The organism is Caenimonas sp. SL110 (assembly GCF_001044395.1).
Lineage (GTDB): Bacteria > Pseudomonadota > Gammaproteobacteria > Burkholderiales > Burkholderiaceae_C > Ramlibacter.
Window position 1 is genome coordinate 16655 of record NZ_JANU01000029.1, and the last position, 17469, is coordinate 34123.

Consider the following 17469-nt stretch of genomic DNA (forward strand, 5'->3'; position numbering starts at 1 on the left):
AGTGGGGGTACTACGGGCGCGGTGTGATGCGCGTGGACAGCGGCTGGGGCTTGAAATCGGGAAGGAACCTGCATCCCTTGCCGAATGCCGGCTCGAAGCTTGCGCACTGCTGGGCGATCTGCGCGGGCGTGGGCTTGGGGCCGCCTTGCGCCCATGCCGATAGCGCGGCGAGCAGCGTCGGGTAGACAGGCTCGTTCAGGTAGCTGTGCGCCGCATCTGCCGTGAAGGTCTGCACCAGATGACCGGCGGTGCCCGCGGCTTCCATCGTGCGGCGGAAGCTGTCCTGGTTTTCGACGAACGCTGTCGTGTCGCCGACGCCGTGAACGGTGAGCACGGGCACTGGAATGCGGCCGTTGGGGTCGGTGTCGGCGCTGAAGGCGGCGCGGGCCTGCGGGTCGGCTGCGTATCGCGCGACAGCAGCGTTCAGCGCGCGGTCGTCGGGAGAGCCGGCGTATTGCGCGCCCACGTTGCCAAACGGGCTGCGGCCACCGGCGCGCTGCGAGATTTCCTGGAAGTGAAACGTCGCCCAGGTGAGATGGCTCGTGATGGTGTTGGCCGGGATCTTCACCACGTCGACGATGGTCTGCACCTTGCGCTGCTGCTCGGGCGTGCGTTCGGCCACTGGCTTGTTCAGCGCGAGGCATTCGTTGACGCGGCCGGCAAGTTCTGCCGAGGTGAGCTTGGCGCCGGCGGGCAGGCCGATCGCCAGCGGGTATTGCGGCTCGTCGGATTTGGGATGGTTGCCGCACAGCGACTGGTAGATCACGCGCAGGTCGAGCCTGAAATCGTAGACGCGTGAGCCGCCTGCAAGCACACCGCTGGTCAGCAGCACGGCGTCATAGGGCCGCTTGCCGGTGCCGTCGTCGGTGAACATCGATGCGCCGACAGCAGCGACGCTCGCGCCCCACGACTGGCCGTGCAGGATGGTGAACTTTGGCTTGGCGACCTGGCGCACGAAGATGCGGCGCAGGCGCTCGGTGTCCTCGGCGGCAGCGCGCACGGCCACGCCGCCCTGGCGGAAGCTCGACCCCGCAAACGCGTAGCCGGCCTTCACGATGACGGACCAGCGCTTCAAGTCCTCGACATTGCGCGAGAAGACCGGCGCGCCGAGCGTCGGACCCCCATGCGCATGCAGGACCAGCGTGCCGTTCCACTGGGCCGGCATCGCGATCAGCAGGTGCGCGCCCGCAGCATCGCGGCCCGACATGCACCTCGTTGCGGCCGGCACCTCGGCCGGGCACGCGATGGTGTCAAGCGCGACGGGTGGCTCGGCAGGTGGCGCGGTGGCGCACCCCGAAAGAACAGCAATCGATGCCGCAACGAATGCGAAAGTGCGCAAGGCATGGGTGTATGGCAACTTCTTGTCTCCAGCTTTGGGGCAAACGATAGGAGTGGAGCGTCATTGGAGCAAATAGAATTAATGACCCCTGTGCAGACGAATTGGATATGCTGTTTTGGACCTGAAACACCTGCGCTATTTCGTGGCCGTCGCCGAGACGGGTCACATCACGAAAGCTGCCGTGCGTCTGGGCATGCAGCAGCCGCCCCTGAGCCAGCAGATCCGCGCGCTCGAAGAAACACTGGGCACGACTCTTTTTCTTCGTCACCCCAAGGGCGTCACGCTGACCGAAAGCGGCGAGTTGTTGCTCGTCGATAGCCGCCGCCTGCTCGGCGAGGCGCAGGCGATGCAAACCCGCATGCGTGCGTTGGCCTCAGGTCACGCCGGCGTGTTGGGCATCGGGTTCACCAGTTCGGCAGCGGCGCACGCATTCACCCCCAAGGTGCTGCGCGAATGCCGCAAGGCGTATCCCGGCATCGCGATGCAGGTCGGTGAGGACCACGCTGCAGGCCTGACCGAATCTGTCGCTGCGGGCAAGCTGCACTGTGCGTTCCTGCGTGTGCCGGTGGCGCGGCCTGCGGGCATGGTGTTCGAGACCTTGCTGCGCGAATCGGTGCTGGTGGCACTGCCGACGGGTCATGCCTTGCTGGGCGGCAAGCCCAGGCCGCTCGCGCTGCGCGAATTACGCGGTGAGCGATTCATCCTGGTTCGCCAGACCGGCGCGCCAGGGCTTTATGCCAACGTGCTGGCCCTGTGCGAGAAGCAGGGTTTCTCGCCGCCGATCGCGCATGAAGTCGGTCGCATGACGACCGCCCTCAGCCTGGTCGCTGCAGGCGAGGGCGTCACGGTGGTTCCTGCATCGATGCAGGGCGTGCATGCCGATTCGGTGGAGTACAGGCCGCTGAAGAACGCTTCGTCGCTGGATGCACCACTCACGCTGGCGTTTCGCGAATCCGAATGCAAGGGAGCGCTGCGCTCGTTCGTCGAACTGGTGCGCCAGTCAGTTCCGAAAGCGGCTGCGTGATGCGCAGGCGCGATCTTCTGGCGATGGCGGGTGGCTCGATGGCCAGCGGCGTCTTCGCACAGCAGGCGATGCGCATCGTCGTTGCCTATCCGCCGGGTGGTGTGAGCGATTCGGTTGCGCGTGTGTTCGCGCAGCGCCTGGGGACGCTGCTGAAGGAAACGATCATTGTCGAGAACCGGCCCGGCGCGGGAGGCAGCCTGGCGCTCACCTCACTGGCGCAGGCCAACCCCGACGGACGCACGCTGGGCTTTTGCGCGATCAGCCCGCTCGCCCTGTCTCCGTACTTTGGCAGTCCCCTGCCGCGCGTGGCACCGGTGAGCGGTGTCATGCATACGCCGCTGCTGGTGCTGGGCACACCGGGGCTCAATGCGTCGACGTTCCCCGACATGTTGCGTGAGGCCCGCGCGAGCTCGAACGGAGTGCGATGGGCGACTTCGGGCGTGGGCACCATCGGGCACCTCGCGCTGGAGCAGGTGCGCCTGGAGTTCAAGCTCAACATCGTTCATGTGCCGTACTCGGGCGGTGCGCCACAGTTGCAGGATGCGCTGGCCGGACGGTTCGAGCTGCTGTCGAGCAACCTCGCGCCACTGCAGATCGACTATGTGAAAAATGCGCGTCTTGCAGCACTCGCACTCGGTGCACCCACACGATCACCGACGCTTCCGGGCTTGCCGACTTTTGCGGAACTGGGCTGCCCTGCTGCGAACCTCAGTTCATTGTTTGGTTTGTTCGCGCCGCCAGCGACGCCCGCTGCGGTTGTCGACAAACTCAATGCGGCATGCGCGCAGGTACTTGCGCAGTCGGACTTTCGAAAGATGCTGGCAGACGGCGGCAACATGCCGGCAACCGGAAGCGCTGCCGAGTTCGCGCGCGAGATCGCGCAGCAGTCCGAAGTGAACGCGCGGCTGGTTGCCGCGATGCGCAAGTGATGTGCGCAGGTGATGCGAGCAGGTGATGCACGCAAATGATCGGCGTAGCGCCTAGGCCTTCAATTCGTACATCGCATCGCCCATGTACCGGTTGGGTCCGAACGCGGCGGTGACAGCGGCAAGCTCGGCAGCCTGCCATTGGTCCAGGATCATCCGCTCGGCTTCAGTCAGGTTGTCGATGTCGGGCGATTCGCCGTAGGCACCGATCAGCCGCTGATAGGCCTGGTACACCGGCATCACCATTTCTGCGCAGCCCAACACTTCTTCCAGCGCGTTGCGAAAACGCTGCTCGGCGCTGCGCAATTGCTCAGGTGAAACATCGGCCTCGTAGAGGGTGATTTGGTAGGTCATGGCAGCTTGCTGTTCGTCAGGGCATGATCGCACAAGCACTTGTCGCACCGCTGATTCAAGCCGAAAGCCCCGTCATGACCGCACTGTCCGATTTCCCCATCACCCGCAAATGGCCCGCGCAGCACCCTGATCGGCTCCAGCTCTATTCGCTGCCCACGCCCAATGGCGTGAAAGTCTCGATCATGCTGGAGGAGGTCGGCTTGCCGTACGAGGCGCACCTCGTGGCGTTTACGAGCACCGACCAGAAGTCCAGCGAGTTCGAGTCGCTCAATCCCAACGGCAAGATTCCGGCCATCCTCGATCCGAGTGGTCCGGGTGGAAAGCCGATCGCACTTTTTGAATCTGGCGCGATTCTTTTCTACCTCGCCGAAAAGACAGGCCAGCTGATGGCCCACGATGCAGCCGGTCGCTACGAGACGCTCCAGTGGCTGATGTTCCAGATGGGCAGCGTTGGCCCCATGTTCGGACAGCTCGGCTTCTTTCATAAATTTGCCGGCAAGGATTTCGAAGACAAGCGTCCGCGCGATCGTTATGTCGATGAGACCCGGCGGCTGCTGGGCGTACTGAATACGCGCCTGAAAGGCCGCGCATGGATCATGGGCAGCCAATACAGCATCGTTGATATAGCGACGTTTCCATGGATCAGGAACCTGATCGGCTTCTACGATGCCGGAGACCTTATCCGGATGGGCGAGTACCCCGAAGTCACTCGCGTGCTGGAGACATTTGCAGCGCGTCCCGCAGTGAAACGCGGCCTTGAAATTCCACCGCGCGGGTAGTCAGCTCATCCGTGCACAATAGCATCCATGCCAAATATTGCATCCCTCCTCAAAAGCGAAATCTCCCGAGTGGCGCGCAAGGAAGTCCGCGCGCAGACCGAGGGCATGAAAAAAGCGGTGAGCCAGTACCGCACCGATATCGCTGCGCTCAAGCGTCATATCAAGACCCTGGAGCAGCAGCTGCGGCAGGTCAAGCGGGGCTCGGGCAAGAGCGCACCCGCGCAGGCCGACGAGGCGGGCGAGCGAAAGCTTCGCTTCAGCGCCAAGGGTTTTGCCGAGCAGCGCAAGCGCCTGGGCCTGTCGGCTGCGGCTTGCGGCGCGCTGGTGGGCGCATCGGGCCAGTCGGTCTACAAGTGGGAGCAGGGCAAGGCAAGGCCCCGCGCCAAGCACCTGCAAGCCATCTCGGCACTGCGCACCATGGGCAAGCGCGAAGCCAGCGCGAAGCTCGAATCGCTCCCCGGCTGATCGCTACAAACGCAGGCGTCCTACAAGTGCTGTGGTGCGGATCTTGCACCATCAACTCATGTCGATTCCAGTAGCCCCATCGCCCGGCGACGAGCATCTCGACACGCGCCTGACTGAACAGCAGAACCCGCGCACCGTCGACATCGACCAGCTCTCCACGCTGGAGATCGTGGACCTGATCAATGCGGAAGACGCCGGGGTCGCCGACGCTGTCGCGCAGGAGCGCGAACCGATCGCCCGCGCCATCGACATGGTGGTCGCATGCTTTCGTGCCGGGGGCCGCCTGATCTACGTGGGGGCAGGCACCTCGGGTCGCCTGGGCGTGCTGGATGCCTCCGAGATGCCGCCGACCTACGGCGTCGATGCCGACCTGATCCAGGGCGTGATGGCTGGTGGTTTCGAGGCGCTTCTCAAGGCCCGCGAGGGCGCGGAAGATCGCCCGGAAGACGGCGCAGCTGCGATGGATGACAAACAGGTGGGCGCCAACGATTTCGTGCTCGGGATCGCGGCATCGGGGACAACGCCCTTTGTTCACGGCGCCTTGCGTCGGGCAGGCGAACTGGGGGCGAAGACCGGTTTTTTGCTGTGCTCCTACCCCCGGCATGCGTTGACGAAATCCTATGACGTGATCATCGCGCCGCTGGTGGGCCCCGAGGTCATCACGGGATCAACCCGCATGAAGGCGGGCACGGCGACCAAGCTCGTGCTCAACACCATCAGCACCACAGCGATGGTGAGAACCGGCAAGGTGTTCGGCAACCTGATGGTTGATTTGCAGGTGACCTGCGACAAGTTGCAGGACAGGGGCGAGCGCATCCTGATGACGACGCTTGGCGTGACCCGGCCCGATGCCAGATCACTGCTTCATGCAGCGGGCGGCCATGTGAAGACGGCGATCGTGATGTCCCGGCTTTCGCTGGACGCCCAGCAGGCCCGACTGCGGCTCGATGAAGTCGGTGGCGCGATTGCTGAGCTTGTCGGCGATCTGTGAGCGTTGACAATTTGACGCTCTTGCGGGCTATGTAGCGGCCTTGTCCTACACCCCGCCGATGCTCCAATCCGTTGTTCAAGTAGCCGACTCTCCGGCTTACGCCAACCCAAGGAACAACACACCATGAACAAGACGCTCCTCGCTATTTCCGCAGCCCTCGCTTTCGGCCTGTCGGGCACCGCTTTCGCTGCCGCCCACGCTGGCGCCCCGATGGCTGGCGCTTCGGCCCCGATGGCAGCATCGATGACCAAGGCAGAAGCCAAGGCCGCCGACAAGAAGGTTGACGCTGAGTACAAGGCCGCCAAGAAGGCCTGCAAGCCCATGAAGGGTGCTGAAGAAAAGGCCTGCAAGGCCCAGGCCAAGGCAACCCACGAAAAGGCTGAAGCCGACATCAAGGCTGCGAAGAAGAAGGCCTGATTTCGCTTCAGGTGAAATGACCAACGGCCCGCTCTGCGGGCCGTTTTTCGTGTGATGCGCGCCCTATTTGCGAGAGGCCAGTGCGGCGGCCTTTCGAATGGCTGCCTGACGACTTGGGAATACAGCACCGGGGCTGAGGTCGCACAGAGCATTTGCGACCTCAGCATGCGTCATGCCCGGCTCGGTCATCGCTGCATCAACTACGCGAGCTTCGACTTCCTTCCAGTTGACCCTGCTCGGGTCGGCCGAGTTCATTGAGGCAAAGGCGATTCGGGCAAAGAGCCTGACTGACGGTGATTTGTGCAGCACAAGGTCCGGCAGGTTCGCAATTCGCCTTTGTTTTTCTGCCTCGAACAGCGCGCTTCTCAGGCGCTCGAGCTTGAGGCGATCGGGCACATCCGTCTCGCGCGAGGTCTGCTTGGAGATCAGCATCCCGTCGATATCCAGCGTGGACACGACGACGCCATTGAACTGAACATGCTTGATATGCGCACGCAAATCGTCGAACACTTTCGAGGCAGCGACGTAGAGAAGGTCGATAGCGATATCACCTTCAAAGGCAGTTGAGTACCCTTGATCCATGAATTCCGGCCGCAGCGATGCGATCGCTGCGCTGCTATTCGGAATGGCTTGGAGCGCTGCCAGCAGGCGCCTGTTGTTGTCGGCATCGACGGGAAGAAACAGATCAATGTCTTTGGTCATCCGCGGAAAGCCGTGTAGCGCCATCGCGGTGCCACCTATCAACACGTACTCGACGCCGTGTTCAGCCAGCGCCTGGGCGAGCAATGCCACATCGTCGTGCGTGGGATTTCGTCGAGTCATTGGTGTGTCGGCCGGGCCGGATGATTCCGCATGGCGACTGCAACAGCAAATTGCAGTTCCTGATCTTCGTCAAAGCGATTCTTATCCGCGATAGTCCGGAAGTGGCGTGACGAGTGGGTCGCCGGGCGGTCTACCTCTGCATAAAGTGCGTCGGCCTGCTTCTGCAACCGGTCCCAACCCGTCGCCAGCCAATTGGATAACTCAGCCGGACTCATGGACTGCACGTGCATCGCTTCAGCCAGTTCACGGTCTTCCTGGTAAGTGGACATCTCGGCCGCCGAGCGGAAGCTGGGTGCTGGAACGGGGTGGCTCGCACCATCCCGGACGGATGTCTGAAGAGTCACACCCAACGCGCCACACAGTGCCCTCAAGGTGCTCAATGTGCAGTCGTTCCCGCCCTCAATGCTGACCAGCGCCCGACGACTGATACCGGCGCGCTCGGCGACGACCTGCTGGGGCAAGCCCACCTCCTTGCGACGCCTGACGAGCGTTGCAATGATGGGGTCTGATGTCCTGGCTAAGCCGGTCGAGCTTTTCACGATATGTGAAGTTTACTTCTCACTTCTTCACATCGCAACTGACTATGGCCGGGGCCTCATTCAAGCCGGCTCAGCCAACCCCCGCTTTTCCAGCAGCGGCTCTATCCTCGGCGGGCGGCCCCGGAACGCTTCGAATGCCTGGCCCGGCTCCACGCTGTTGCCTGATGAATAGATGCAGCGCTTGAGCCGCTCAGCAACCACCGGATCGAACACGTTGCCTGCTTCGCGGAATGCGCCGAATGCATCGGCGTCGAGCACTTCGGCCCACAGGTACACGTAATAACCAGCGGCATAGCCGTCACTGTTGAACAGGTGCTGGAAGTGCACGAGGCGGTGCATCGGGTGCACGGCTTGCGGCATGCCCAGGCCGCGCAGGATGTCGGCCTCGAATGCGACCCAGTCGGTCACGCTCTCCGGGTCGGGATGGCTGTGCGCGGCCATGTCGAGCAGCGCGCTCGATGTATAGCGCACCGTCTCGTAGCCCTGCCCGAACTTTCGCGCAGCCTGCAGCTTGTGGATGAGCGATTCGGCAATTGGCTCGCCGGTATCCACATGACGTGCGTGCTTGCGCAGCACCTCCGGCTCGGTGGTCCAGTGCTCGAACAGTTGCGATGGCAGCTCGACAAAATCGCGCAGCACCGAGGTGCCGGTGAGCTGCTCATAGGTCACGTTCGACAGCAAGCCGTGCAGGCCGTGTCCGAACTCGTGAAAGAGCGTGCGCACATCGTCAAACGACAACAGCGTCGGCGCACCCTTCGCAAAGTTGTTGTTGTTCAGGATGATGGGTCGCGTGACGCCGCCATTGCGGTTTTGCCAGGCCAGGCCGCTCATCCAGGCGCCGCTGCGTTTGCCGGCACGCGCGAAGTTGTCCTGCAGGAACAGGCCCACCTGTTCGCCTTGCGCATCGTGTACTTCGTAGGCGAGCACATCCGGGTGGTAGGTTTGCAGATCGGGACGCGCGGTGAATGTCACGCCAAACAGTTTTTGCGCGCAGTCGAACGCGGCCTGCACCATCCGTTCGAGCGCGAAGTAGGGCTTGACCTCGGCGTCGTCGATTGCATAGTCGCGCTGGCGAACTTTCTCGGCCCAGAAGCGCCAGTCCCATGCTTCGATCGGTCCCTCGCCGCCGCTGTCGCTTTGCACGGACAAGAGCATGTCGCGTTCGCGTTCGACCACCGGCTTGGCGCGCTCCCATACGTTGTCCAGCAGTTTGCTCACCGCGGCGGGTTCGCGTGCCATGCGGTCGACCAGCGCGTAGTCGGCGAAGGTCGCATAGCCGTGCAGCTTCGCCTGTTCGCGCCGCAGCTGGAGGATGTGCGCGATGAGCCCGCGGTTGTCGTGTTCGCCTGCATGCTCACCGCGCGTGGTCCAGGCCTTGAACGCCTGCTCGCGCAAGTCACGGCGCTGCGAGAAGGTGAGGAACGGCAGGATGGATGAGCGTGACAGCGTGATCGCGCCTTCGCACGACAGCTTGCGGTCTTTGGCTGCTGCGCGCGCAGCGTCCTTCACGAAGTCCGGCAGGCCCGCCATGTCGGCTTCACTGTGCAGTTCGAGCTGCCAGCTGGTTTCGTCATGCAGCACGTTCTGCGCGAAGGCCGTGTTCACTTTGGCGAGCTCTTGCATGACTTGCGCGTATCGCTCCTGCGCAGCGGCAGCGAGCATGGCACCGGCGCGGACAAAGTCGAGGTGGACCCGTTCAAGAAGCCGGAGCTGCTCGGGCGTGAGGCCCAGCCGCTGGCGAACTTCGTACACCGCCAGCACGCGTTTGAAGAGCGGCGTGTGCATGAACACTGCGCTCTCATGCGCTGCGAGCGGCCCTGCCATCTCGCGCTGCACGGCTTGCAGTTCAGGCGAAGTCAGCGATGAACACAGGTTGCGAAAAAGCCCCTGCACCCGGTTGAGCAAACGACCGCTGCGATCGAACGCGGCGAGCGTGTTGTCGAAATCGGCGGGCGCATTGTTGGCCGCGATGGCATCGAGCTCAGCCATGTGTTCGCGCATCGCATGGGTGAGTGCGGGCTCGAAATGTTCGGGTTTGACTGCATCGAACGGCGGCAGGCCGTAGGGGGAGGTCCAGGGTTGGAGGAGGGGGTTGGTGTTTGGGATGGTGGCTGGGGTGGAACTCATGTGACCTCGCAGTGTTTGGCTGTCAGCAGTCGCCGCTTCGCGGTGGATGCCGGATCGAGTCCGGCATGACATTCTGGGGGAGGCTGTCATTGCGGACTTGATCCGCAATCCATCGTTGAACGGGCGCCGCGTCCGCTTCGCAGTGGATGCCGGATCCAGGCTTTCCTGAGCTTGTCGAAGGGTCCGGCATGACAAACGATTATCGCGGCGTTGCACCCAGGCGCTTGATGCTGCCCGAGCCTGCAACGCTGCTGCTCATCTTCGGGTCGCCGTAATACGTGACATCGCCTGAGCCGGCAATCGATGCTTTCAACGACGACACCGGCCACAGGCTCGCATCGCCTGAACCCGCGATGCTGACCTGGGCTTCTTCCGCCTTGAGTTGCTGCGCTTCGATGTCGCCTGAGCCTGCGATCTCGGCTGTGAACTTGCGAGTCGTGCCGCCGACCTTGATGGTGCCGCTGCCACCGATGGATGCTTCGAGTGCGTCGGTCTGGACCTGCTTCACGGCTATGGTGCCCGAGCCTGCGATTTCCAGTTCGAGCTTCGGCGATTTGAGGCCAGAGCCGGTGATGTTGCCCGCGCCCGAGACGCCCAGCTGCTGGATCTCTTTTGCGGTGACGACGATCCTGAGCGTGCGGCCATCGAGCCGCAGATTCTTGCGCACCGGCTTGAGCCTGAGCGTGCCGTTCGTGACGCTCGATTCAATGAGCGGCAACAGGTTTTCGTCGGCCTCGATGCTCACGCCATCGACGGCGCCCATGCGCACTTCCACGTCGGCCACCATCGAGAGTTCAACGCCCTTGAATGCGCCGACGTTGCGCTCCTGCTTCTTGACGACGCCGTTGCCCTTGACAGTCTCGCCGCCAAACCACGATCCGGCAAAGACCGATACCGAGCCCAGGCTCATGGCGAGGGCGACTGCGAACGCGAAGAGGTGGTGGGTGCGGGGTTGCGAGTAGCTGTGCATGGCGTGGTCCTTGTCCGGTGCGGTCGTTGTGATGGACGGGACTTTAGGGATCGCAGGGACGGGGCGCATCCGTCATGCGACGAACCGGGGCAATCGTGCGACAGGCCGCAGCCGGGCCGGCTGGCCGTCGGTCAAGCGGCGGCTCAACAGCGGGTCAGATCCCCCGCAAATGTCCGCTCGCCGCGCCCCACTGCCGATCCAGCTCCGCCTTCACCTTCTCCGCCTCGGCCTGTTTGCCCTGCGCGCGTAGCGCCTGCAGCAAGCCGCGCAGCGCCCATCCGCTGCCGGGGTGATCGGCCAATGCCTGCCGGTAGGTCGCTTCCGCATCCGGCCAACGCGCCGCGCGAGCCTGCAATTGCCCCAGTGTCAATCGCGTGCCATCGGCCAGCATCGGTGGTTCGCGTGCGTCGATCTTTGAAGTCGCTTCGATCATCTCCGCCTGGAATTTCATCGCCTCGTCCGCTTGTCCGCGCACAAAAGCCAGTTCGGCTTTCAGCCCGGCTTCTGGCGCATTGACCAACGCGCGCGCGGTGCGTTGCGGGCCGTTGTCTGCTGTGAACCGGGTGCGCGTGCCGGCAGCCGCAGCCTGCAGCCGTGCGAGTGACGCCTGCGCGTCGGCAGTGCGCCCCAATCGCGCCTGCGCCATGCCACGTCCGTATTCGTACCAGGCCTGGCCGACGCCCCGGTCGCCTGTGGGTAGTGGCTCCTTGAGCAATTGATCCCAGCGCTCCATGCGCACCAGCGTGATGATGCGCATGCTGCGAACGAACTCAAAGAACGCGCCCTGGTTCGTCGCAAAGCGCTTGGCCATGTCGTCGGCTGTCGCGAGTGCCAGGTCCTCGCGGCCGGCCATGACGGCGGCGTACCAGAGGAAGTGCTGGTTGTGCCCGCGCCAGTCCTTGCTGACACTGAACCCCTGCTGCGTCACCGTCTGTGCGAACGCCACGTCGTTGGCAACGGCTTTCTCGTTCACCGAGGCGGCCTGCGCGAAGCGACCCAGGTGCACGTAGATGTGAGAGGGCATGTGCACCAGGTGCGGCGACATCGGCGCCAGCTTGCCGAGTTGGTCGGCTGCCGCTGCGCCGCGCGCCGCAACCGAGGGCGCATCCACCGCATGCACAAGGTAGTGCGTCAGGCCGACGTGCCGGGCCATCGCAGGGCTGGCCGCTATCAGCTTTTCCAGCCGGCTTGCGACTTCGCCGATGCGGCCTGCGGGCTTGCCGTCCTTGCTCCAGATGATCGATTCTTCGGTTGCGATCATCTCGGCCTCTGCATAGAGCGAGAGGATGTCGGGGTCTGACGGGTACTGCTGCGCGAGTTGGCGCATGCGTTCGGCATAGGCCACGTCCAGCGGGTGGATCGAATCGCCGTCTTCGTTTTTCTTGCCGCACACGGCGACGAGGGGGGCCGTCTCACGGGCGGTGCTGGTGTGCGCGTAACGCAATGCGAGCGAGGCGATCAGCGCCTGCTCCCTGGGTGTTGCGCTGGCAAGGTTGCGCAGCGCGTGATCGACGTACTTGACTGCTTCGGCCGTGTTGTCCCGGCTGGGGTCATTGATGTTGGGGCCGAGCTGCCACGCGACGCCCCAGGCACACATCGCACAGGCGGGGTCCCTGGCGAGCGCCGCCTTGAAGATGCGGACGGCTTCGACTTCGTTGAAGGCATAGGCCTGCAGCACGCCATCGTTGAAGAGATCGCGCGCCTGCGGCGATATCGTGGTGATGGGGATGGCGGATTCGCCGTAGCCGGTGAGCCTGGGGGCTTTGGCGGCGACGTCCAGCTGCAAGGGTGGCATCACGGCTGCGCAGGCAACCAGCAGCACCACGGCCGCCGGTACCGTGGCATTGCGCAGGAGTGATGGAGGTGGGCGCATCCGGGGCATTGTGGCGCGGGGCGGGCCCTTCGACAAGCTCAGGGCGAACGGGTGAGGGCTCAACCCGGGCGAGTGGACGGCTCGATCGGGAGTTCTTCCTCGGTCTCCAGCTGCTGCAGCAGGTACAGCCGCTGGTACAAGCCGTTGGCTATGGTCATCAGGTCGCTATGCGTGCCGCTTTCGGCGATGCGGCCGTGGTTCAGGACGATGATGCGGTCGGCGTCACGCACCGTGGACAGCCGGTGCGCGATGGCAACGATGGTGACCTTGCCGCGCAAGGCCGACAGCGCGCGCTGCACCACCTGCTCGGTCTCCGAGTCGATGTGCGAGGTGGCCTCGTCCAGGAACAGGATGCGCGGTTCGCCCGCCAGTGCGCGTGCAATCGCCAGCAGCTGCTTTTGCCCCACGGAAAGGCGTGCGCCGCCTTCACCCAGCGGCGTGTTGTAGCCGCCTTCGAGCGACACGATGAAGTCGTGGGCGTGCGCAGCGCGCGCGGCCTTCTCGACCTGTTCGTCCGTCAGCGTGCGGCCCATCGTGATGTTCTCGCGCGCAGTTGCTGCCAGCAGAAAGGGCTCTTGCGGCACCAGTCCCACACGGTCCCGAAAGTGATCTTCGCCAATCGAATCGACCGCCGTTCCGTCGATGCGAATACTGCCGGGCCGCGCCGGATAGAAGCGCAGCAACAGCGACAGCAACGTGCTCTTGCCGCTGCCGGTGTGCCCCACGATGCCGTAGAAGCTGCCCGGTGCGATGTGCAGGTTGATGTCGTGCAACACCGGACGCCCGGCAAGGTATTCAAAGTCGAGCTGGTCGATCTGTATGCCGCCGTCCGTCACCTGACCGAGGTCGTCGGCAACCGGTGCCTCGGCTTCTTTCAGCAGCACGTTCACACGCGCGGCGCCTACCATGGCCTGCGTCAGCTGCGCGAACTGCATCGTGATCTGGATGAGGGGCTCGACCACGCGACCGATGTAGTTGATGAACGCGTACAGCACGCCGACTTCCAGCGCAGTCAGCGCCACACCCTCGGTGCGCGAGCCGAACACGTACACCACCACGCACACCAGCAGCACGTTCATGAAGTCGAGCACCGGCCGCAGCAGCCAGGCGTTGGCCTTGAGCTCTTGCTGGCGCGACTGGTAGTGCGATTGATTGAGCGCACCGAACCGCTGGTCGAACCGGCCCGCTGCATTGGCCGCCTGCAGCACCGGCATCCCCGCGATGGATTCGGCCATCTGCGCATTGAGTTCGCTGCGCAGCTCGCGGGTGCGCGTCACCGCAGGCGCCGAGATGCGCTGGTACAGCAGCACGATCAGGACCACCACCGGCCCGAGCGTGGCCACGATCAGCATCAGTCGCCAGTCGAGCCACAGCATGGCCGCCATCGCGCCCAGCAGCACGATCACGCTGTCAAGCATGACAAACAGCACCTGCACATACAGCGTCTTGACGGCTTCGGTGTCGTTGGTGACGCGGCTGACCAGCTGCCCGGTGATGGCGCGATCGAAGAAGCTCATGGGCAGGCGAAGCACGTGGCCGTACACGCTCTCGCGGATGCGCCGCACCGACCGCATCGCCAAACCCGCCAAGCGAGACAGTTGCAGGTAGCGAATCCAGCTGGCCGCCATGCCTGCAACGAGTGCGCCTGCGATCAGCGCCACGATCTGCGGAACCTGGGCGTTGCGTGGCAGCAGGTAGTTGTCGATCAGGTACTTGCCTGCGAGCGGGCCGAAGGCTTCGAGCAGCGCCGCAATCGTGAGCCAGAAGGTGCCCCAGATGACGTGCGATTTCTCCGGCGCGGCCGAGCGCAGCAGCAGGTTTGCGGCGTCGCTCACCAGCGCGCGGCGCGCCTTCGGCTCGGCGGGCAGCGATGTCGTTGCAGGCGATTCAACTGGCATCGAGGCTTGCCTCCAGTTGCTGGTAGCGCCACTGGCGCGCGTACCAGCTGTTGCCAGCGACCAGCGCGGCGTGGTTGCCATGTTCGGTGACATGGCCGCCCTGCAGCACCAGGGTCTCATCTGCATCGGCGACGGTCGACAGGCGGTGACTCACGATGATGACGGTGCGGCCCACGCGCGCCTGACGCAGATGCGCGAGGATGCGCGATTCGGTGTCGGTATCGACGGCCGACAGCGCGTCGTCCAGCAGCAGCAAGGGCGCGTTCGTGAGCAGTGCGCGTGCGATGGCCACGCGCTGGCGCTGCCCGCCCGACAGCGTGACGCCGCGCTCGCCGACGGGGGTGTCGTAGCCACGGGGCAGGCGCTGGATGTCTTCGTGCACGGCTGCGAGCGTGGCGGCTTCCTCGATCTGCGCGCGCGTGGCATCGGGGCGGGCGAGTGCGATGTTCTCTGCAACGGATGCGGAGAACAGGAAGGGCTCTTGCGGCACCCACGCATTCGCACCGCGCAAGGCGTCCAGCGTGTAGTCGTGCAGCGATATGCCGTTCCAGGTGATCTGTCCGGCTGCTGGTGCATCGTGCCGCAGCAGCAGGCGCAGCAAGGTGGACTTGCCTGCGCCGGTGGGTCCGACCAGGCCCAGCGTACGTCCGGGCTGCAGGTGGACCGAGACGCCATCGAGCGCGGGCTTGGGCTGGCCTGGATAGCTGAACCGGACATCGCTCACATCAATGGTGCCCGGTGTGAGCTGTGCAACCGTGCCGTGGTCGTCGACAGTCAGCGGTGCATCGAGCACGGGTTGCAGCCGCGCCCATGCGGCCTTGCCGCGTTCGAACAGCGACAGCACCCAGCCCGCAGCGAACATGGGCCAGATCAGTTGTCCGAGGTACAGGCTGAACGCGGTGAGCTGGCCGATCGTGAGCTGGTTGTGCCACACCAGCCATCCGCCGTAGCCAAGCGTGGTCGCAGTGGCAATCGCCAGCGTGAAGCCGACGGCGGGCTCGTATCCGGCCTCCCATCGCTGCGCGTCGAAACTCGCATCGGCGGCAGCGCCGGCCAGTTTGGAAAACTGCGCTTCGCTGCGCTGCAGCAGGCCCAGCGCGCGCACGGTGCGCACACCTGAGAGGGTCTCTTGCACATGGTCGTTGAGCGCGCCGAAACGCTCCAGCGACAGGCGTGAGGCCGCGTGCACATGGCGCGAGATCCACCAGAAGCTGATCGCCATCAGGGGGAATGGAAGCAGCGCAAAAAATGCGAGCCGGCCGTCAACGCCCAGCGCCATCATTCCCACGATCAGTACCAGCGTGAGGCTGCCGTCGAAGCCTGCGAGCATGGCTTCACCGGCGGCCATCTCGACCGCGTCGATGTCGTTGGTGCCCAGCGCCATCAGGTTGCCGGTGCGATTGCCCTGGAAGAACGCCGGACCCTGCACCGTGAGCCGTGCATAGAGGCGCTGGCGCAGTTCGACGCCCAGCCGCATCGACGCTGCAAACAGCATGAGCCGCCATCCGGCACGCATGAAGTAAACGACAACGCCCGCCGCCAGCAGCCAGAGCAGTTCCTGCACGAGCTGCGGGCCCTGCAACCGGTTGGCGACCAGGCCGTCGACCACATGGCCGATCTGCCGCGGAATCCACACGATCAGCACGGCGATGGCAGCCAGCATCGCACCGGCCCAGGCGTAGGAGGCGCGGTTGCGGCGCAGGAACTGCCAGATCAGGCTGTAGAGCGACATGCGGGTACTGCTGCAATGCGGCGGCGCCCTTGTGAGGCGGGCCGCGCGGGGGTGGGGGAAGGGCGATTCTAGGGGCTCGTGCAGGATCCGTCCTGGCAGGTGATATCTATCGGATCAAATGAGCTAAGATAAAAGCTCAATTGAGGCAAGGTGTTCCAGATGATTTCAACCGCAGCACCCTCCCGAGCGCGATCCTTGCTGCTGAAGACACCGGGCAGACCGGTGGTTCGCAAGCGATCGGGATCGTGGGCGAACATGTCCAGGCAAGGCGCCTTCGCCGCGATTTTCGGCATGCCGAGCCTGGATCGTGCAGCCCTGGTCAAGACCGGCGCACCTGCCAAAGTGGTTGGCGACATCAGTCACGAGATGGACATTTCCAAAGACCGCTTCGTGCGCATCACGGGCCTCACGCGTGCAACCGTCAATCGCAAGATCGCGAACCGATCCGACCTGTCGGCCGATGAGAGTGAGCGGATCGTCGGGCTGGCCCGGCTGATTGGCCAGGTGGAAACGATGGTCGGGGAGTCGGGCAGCCTCGCCGGCTTCAAGGCCGCCAAGTGGTTCGCAGCCTGGATCGCGCAGCCGCTTGCTGCCTTGGGCGGTCGCAAGCCAGAGGAATTCCTGGACACCGCAGACGGCCGGGAAGCTATTTCCCAGTTGCTTTCCCAGATGCAATCGGGTGCCTACGCTTGAAGACGGCTTCTTTCTGGCGCATCGCTGCGGACACGCCTGCGTACGTCGCTGACGACCTGACCGGGCGCGGTGCCGAGAAGACGGGTGGCCGCTGGAACTCCACCGGCACGCCCATGGTGTACGCGTCCTCGTCCATCGCGTTGGCGGTGCTGGAAACGCTGGTGCACCTGGGCGCTTGCGGACTGCCGCTCAATCGCTATCTCGTTCGCATCGACGTGCCGTCGGACCTTGTTGCCAGTGCTGCTCGCGCGCAGGCCGACAGGCTCGTCGGATGGGATGCATTGCCGGCCGGCAAGGTGAGTGTTGACTGGGGATCGACCTGGTGCGCCAGCGCATCGAGCCTGGTCGCGCTGGTGCCGTCCGTCATCGTTGCTGAAGAGTTCAACCTGCTGCTCAATCCGCGTCATGCGGATGCGGCCAAGGTCCGGGCGACCAAGATCCGCAAGTGGCTCTACGATCCGCGCGCTCGCCTTTCGGCGACGTAGCCGTGTCCAGTGCGCTGGGCGCGTCTATCATCCGC

Annotated in this window: 17 protein-coding genes; 8 read left to right on the forward strand and 9 right to left on the reverse strand. The window is 64.3% G+C overall.

The window, feature by feature from the left end:
- Positions 1-10 precede the first annotated feature (10 nt).
- Positions 11-1357 (reverse strand): hypothetical protein, encoded by a 1347-nt coding sequence (locus tag AQ12_RS13780; RefSeq protein WP_152682796.1) that lies wholly within the window; start codon positions 1355-1357, stop codon positions 11-13.
- 97 nt (positions 1358-1454) lie between these two features.
- On the opposite strand from AQ12_RS13780, the gene AQ12_RS13785 reads away from it, so the two are divergent.
- Together AQ12_RS13785 and AQ12_RS13790 are read left to right on the forward strand one after the other, a co-directional pair.
- The gene (locus tag AQ12_RS13785) at positions 1455-2363 is read left to right on the forward strand and encodes a LysR family transcriptional regulator (RefSeq protein ID WP_048440514.1); all 909 of its coding nucleotides are present in this window, start codon (positions 1455-1457) and stop codon (positions 2361-2363) included.
- Positions 2363-3292 (forward strand): tripartite tricarboxylate transporter substrate binding protein, encoded by a 930-nt coding sequence (locus tag AQ12_RS13790; protein ID WP_053076729.1) that lies wholly within the window; start codon positions 2363-2365, stop codon positions 3290-3292. The genes AQ12_RS13785 and AQ12_RS13790 overlap by 1 nt, the downstream gene beginning before the upstream one ends.
- A gap of 51 nt (positions 3293-3343) precedes the next feature.
- On the opposite strand, the gene AQ12_RS13795 is transcribed toward AQ12_RS13790, so the two are convergent.
- Positions 3344-3643 carry a hypothetical protein gene (locus AQ12_RS13795; protein WP_048440516.1) on the reverse strand — a complete coding sequence of 100 codons (300 nt, stop codon included), beginning with the start codon at positions 3641-3643 and terminating at the stop codon, positions 3344-3346.
- Between the two features lie 74 nt (positions 3644-3717).
- On the opposite strand from AQ12_RS13795, the gene AQ12_RS13800 reads away from it, so the two are divergent.
- The 4 genes from AQ12_RS13800 to AQ12_RS13815 all read left to right on the forward strand — a co-directional run bounded on the left by AQ12_RS13800 (position 3718) and on the right by AQ12_RS13815 (position 6295).
- The gene (locus AQ12_RS13800) at positions 3718-4422 is read left to right on the forward strand and encodes a glutathione binding-like protein (RefSeq protein WP_048440590.1); all 705 of its coding nucleotides are present in this window, start codon (positions 3718-3720) and stop codon (positions 4420-4422) included.
- A 27-nt stretch (positions 4423-4449) separates the two neighbouring features.
- On the forward strand, positions 4450-4887 hold the full coding sequence (locus AQ12_RS13805) for a DNA-binding transcriptional regulator (RefSeq protein WP_193387979.1): 438 nt from the start codon (positions 4450-4452) through the stop codon (positions 4885-4887).
- A gap of 58 nt (positions 4888-4945) precedes the next feature.
- Positions 4946-5878 (forward strand): N-acetylmuramic acid 6-phosphate etherase, encoded by a 933-nt coding sequence (gene murQ, locus AQ12_RS13810; protein ID WP_048440518.1) that lies wholly within the window; start codon positions 4946-4948, stop codon positions 5876-5878.
- A 123-nt stretch (positions 5879-6001) separates the two neighbouring features.
- Entirely contained in the window at positions 6002-6295 is a 294-nt protein-coding gene (locus AQ12_RS13815) for a hypothetical protein (RefSeq protein WP_048440519.1), read from the forward strand.
- Between the two features lie 63 nt (positions 6296-6358).
- Here the strand turns inward: AQ12_RS13815 and AQ12_RS22805 are convergent, their stop codons facing one another.
- From AQ12_RS22805 to AQ12_RS13850, 7 genes are all read right to left on the reverse strand, one after another.
- On the reverse strand, positions 6359-7087 hold the full coding sequence (locus tag AQ12_RS22805; protein WP_202967506.1) for a nucleotidyl transferase AbiEii/AbiGii toxin family protein: 729 nt from the start codon (positions 7085-7087) through the stop codon (positions 6359-6361).
- Between the two features lie 26 nt (positions 7088-7113).
- Positions 7114-7656, reverse strand: coding sequence for a helix-turn-helix domain-containing protein (locus AQ12_RS22185; RefSeq protein WP_161799031.1), 543 nt, complete (start codon positions 7654-7656; stop codon positions 7114-7116).
- A gap of 60 nt (positions 7657-7716) precedes the next feature.
- Positions 7717-9783, reverse strand: coding sequence for a M3 family metallopeptidase (locus AQ12_RS13830; RefSeq protein ID WP_048440520.1), 2067 nt, complete (start codon positions 9781-9783; stop codon positions 7717-7719).
- A 199-nt stretch (positions 9784-9982) separates the two neighbouring features.
- Positions 9983-10753 (reverse strand): head GIN domain-containing protein, encoded by a 771-nt coding sequence (locus AQ12_RS13835; RefSeq protein ID WP_053076731.1) that lies wholly within the window; start codon positions 10751-10753, stop codon positions 9983-9985.
- Between the two features lie 154 nt (positions 10754-10907).
- A complete protein-coding gene (locus tag AQ12_RS13840) occupies positions 10908-12626 on the reverse strand; it encodes a hypothetical protein (RefSeq protein ID WP_048440521.1) in 1719 nt (572 codons plus the stop codon).
- Positions 12627-12685: 59 nt separating this feature from the next.
- Positions 12686-14524: an ABC transporter ATP-binding protein gene (locus AQ12_RS13845; protein WP_082151593.1), complete on the reverse strand. Its 1839-nt coding sequence runs from the start codon at positions 14522-14524 to the stop codon at positions 12686-12688.
- Positions 14514-16256, reverse strand: coding sequence for an ABC transporter ATP-binding protein (locus AQ12_RS13850; RefSeq protein WP_048440522.1), 1743 nt, complete (start codon positions 16254-16256; stop codon positions 14514-14516). Before AQ12_RS13850 ends, AQ12_RS13845 begins: the two co-directional genes overlap by 11 nt.
- A 159-nt stretch (positions 16257-16415) precedes the next feature.
- On the opposite strand from AQ12_RS13850, the gene AQ12_RS23315 reads away from it, so the two are divergent.
- Positions 16416-16949: an antitoxin Xre-like helix-turn-helix domain-containing protein gene (locus AQ12_RS23315; protein WP_238587722.1), complete on the forward strand. Its 534-nt coding sequence runs from the start codon at positions 16416-16418 to the stop codon at positions 16947-16949.
- On the forward strand, positions 16946-17434 hold the full coding sequence (locus tag AQ12_RS13860; RefSeq protein WP_048440524.1) for an RES family NAD+ phosphorylase: 489 nt from the start codon (positions 16946-16948) through the stop codon (positions 17432-17434). Before AQ12_RS23315 ends, AQ12_RS13860 begins: the two co-directional genes overlap by 4 nt.
- Positions 17435-17469: the final 35 nt, after the last annotated feature.

Coding starts and splice junctions, on each gene's coding strand:
- AQ12_RS13850 (WP_048440522.1), bottom strand. CDS start 16,256: ATGTCGCTCTACAGCCTGATCTGGCAGTTCCTGCGCCGCAACCGCGCC.
- AQ12_RS13800 (WP_048440590.1), top strand. CDS start 3,718: ATGACCGCACTGTCCGATTTCCCCATCACCCGCAAATGGCCCGCGCAG.
- AQ12_RS13795 (WP_048440516.1), bottom strand. CDS start 3,643: ATGACCTACCAAATCACCCTCTACGAGGCCGATGTTTCACCTGAGCAA.
- AQ12_RS13805 (WP_193387979.1), top strand. CDS start 4,450: ATGCCAAATATTGCATCCCTCCTCAAAAGCGAAATCTCCCGAGTGGCG.
- murQ (WP_048440518.1), top strand. CDS start 4,946: ATGTCGATTCCAGTAGCCCCATCGCCCGGCGACGAGCATCTCGACACG.
- AQ12_RS13830 (WP_048440520.1), bottom strand. CDS start 9,783: ATGAGTTCCACCCCAGCCACCATCCCAAACACCAACCCCCTCCTCCAA.
- AQ12_RS13790 (WP_053076729.1), top strand. CDS start 2,363: ATGCGCAGGCGCGATCTTCTGGCGATGGCGGGTGGCTCGATGGCCAGC.
- AQ12_RS13840 (WP_048440521.1), bottom strand. CDS start 12,626: ATGCGCCCACCTCCATCACTCCTGCGCAATGCCACGGTACCGGCGGCC.
- AQ12_RS13815 (WP_048440519.1), top strand. CDS start 6,002: ATGAACAAGACGCTCCTCGCTATTTCCGCAGCCCTCGCTTTCGGCCTG.
- AQ12_RS23315 (WP_238587722.1), top strand. CDS start 16,416: ATGATTTCAACCGCAGCACCCTCCCGAGCGCGATCCTTGCTGCTGAAG.
- AQ12_RS13845 (WP_082151593.1), bottom strand. CDS start 14,524: ATGCCAGTTGAATCGCCTGCAACGACATCGCTGCCCGCCGAGCCGAAG.
- AQ12_RS13835 (WP_053076731.1), bottom strand. CDS start 10,753: ATGCACAGCTACTCGCAACCCCGCACCCACCACCTCTTCGCGTTCGCA.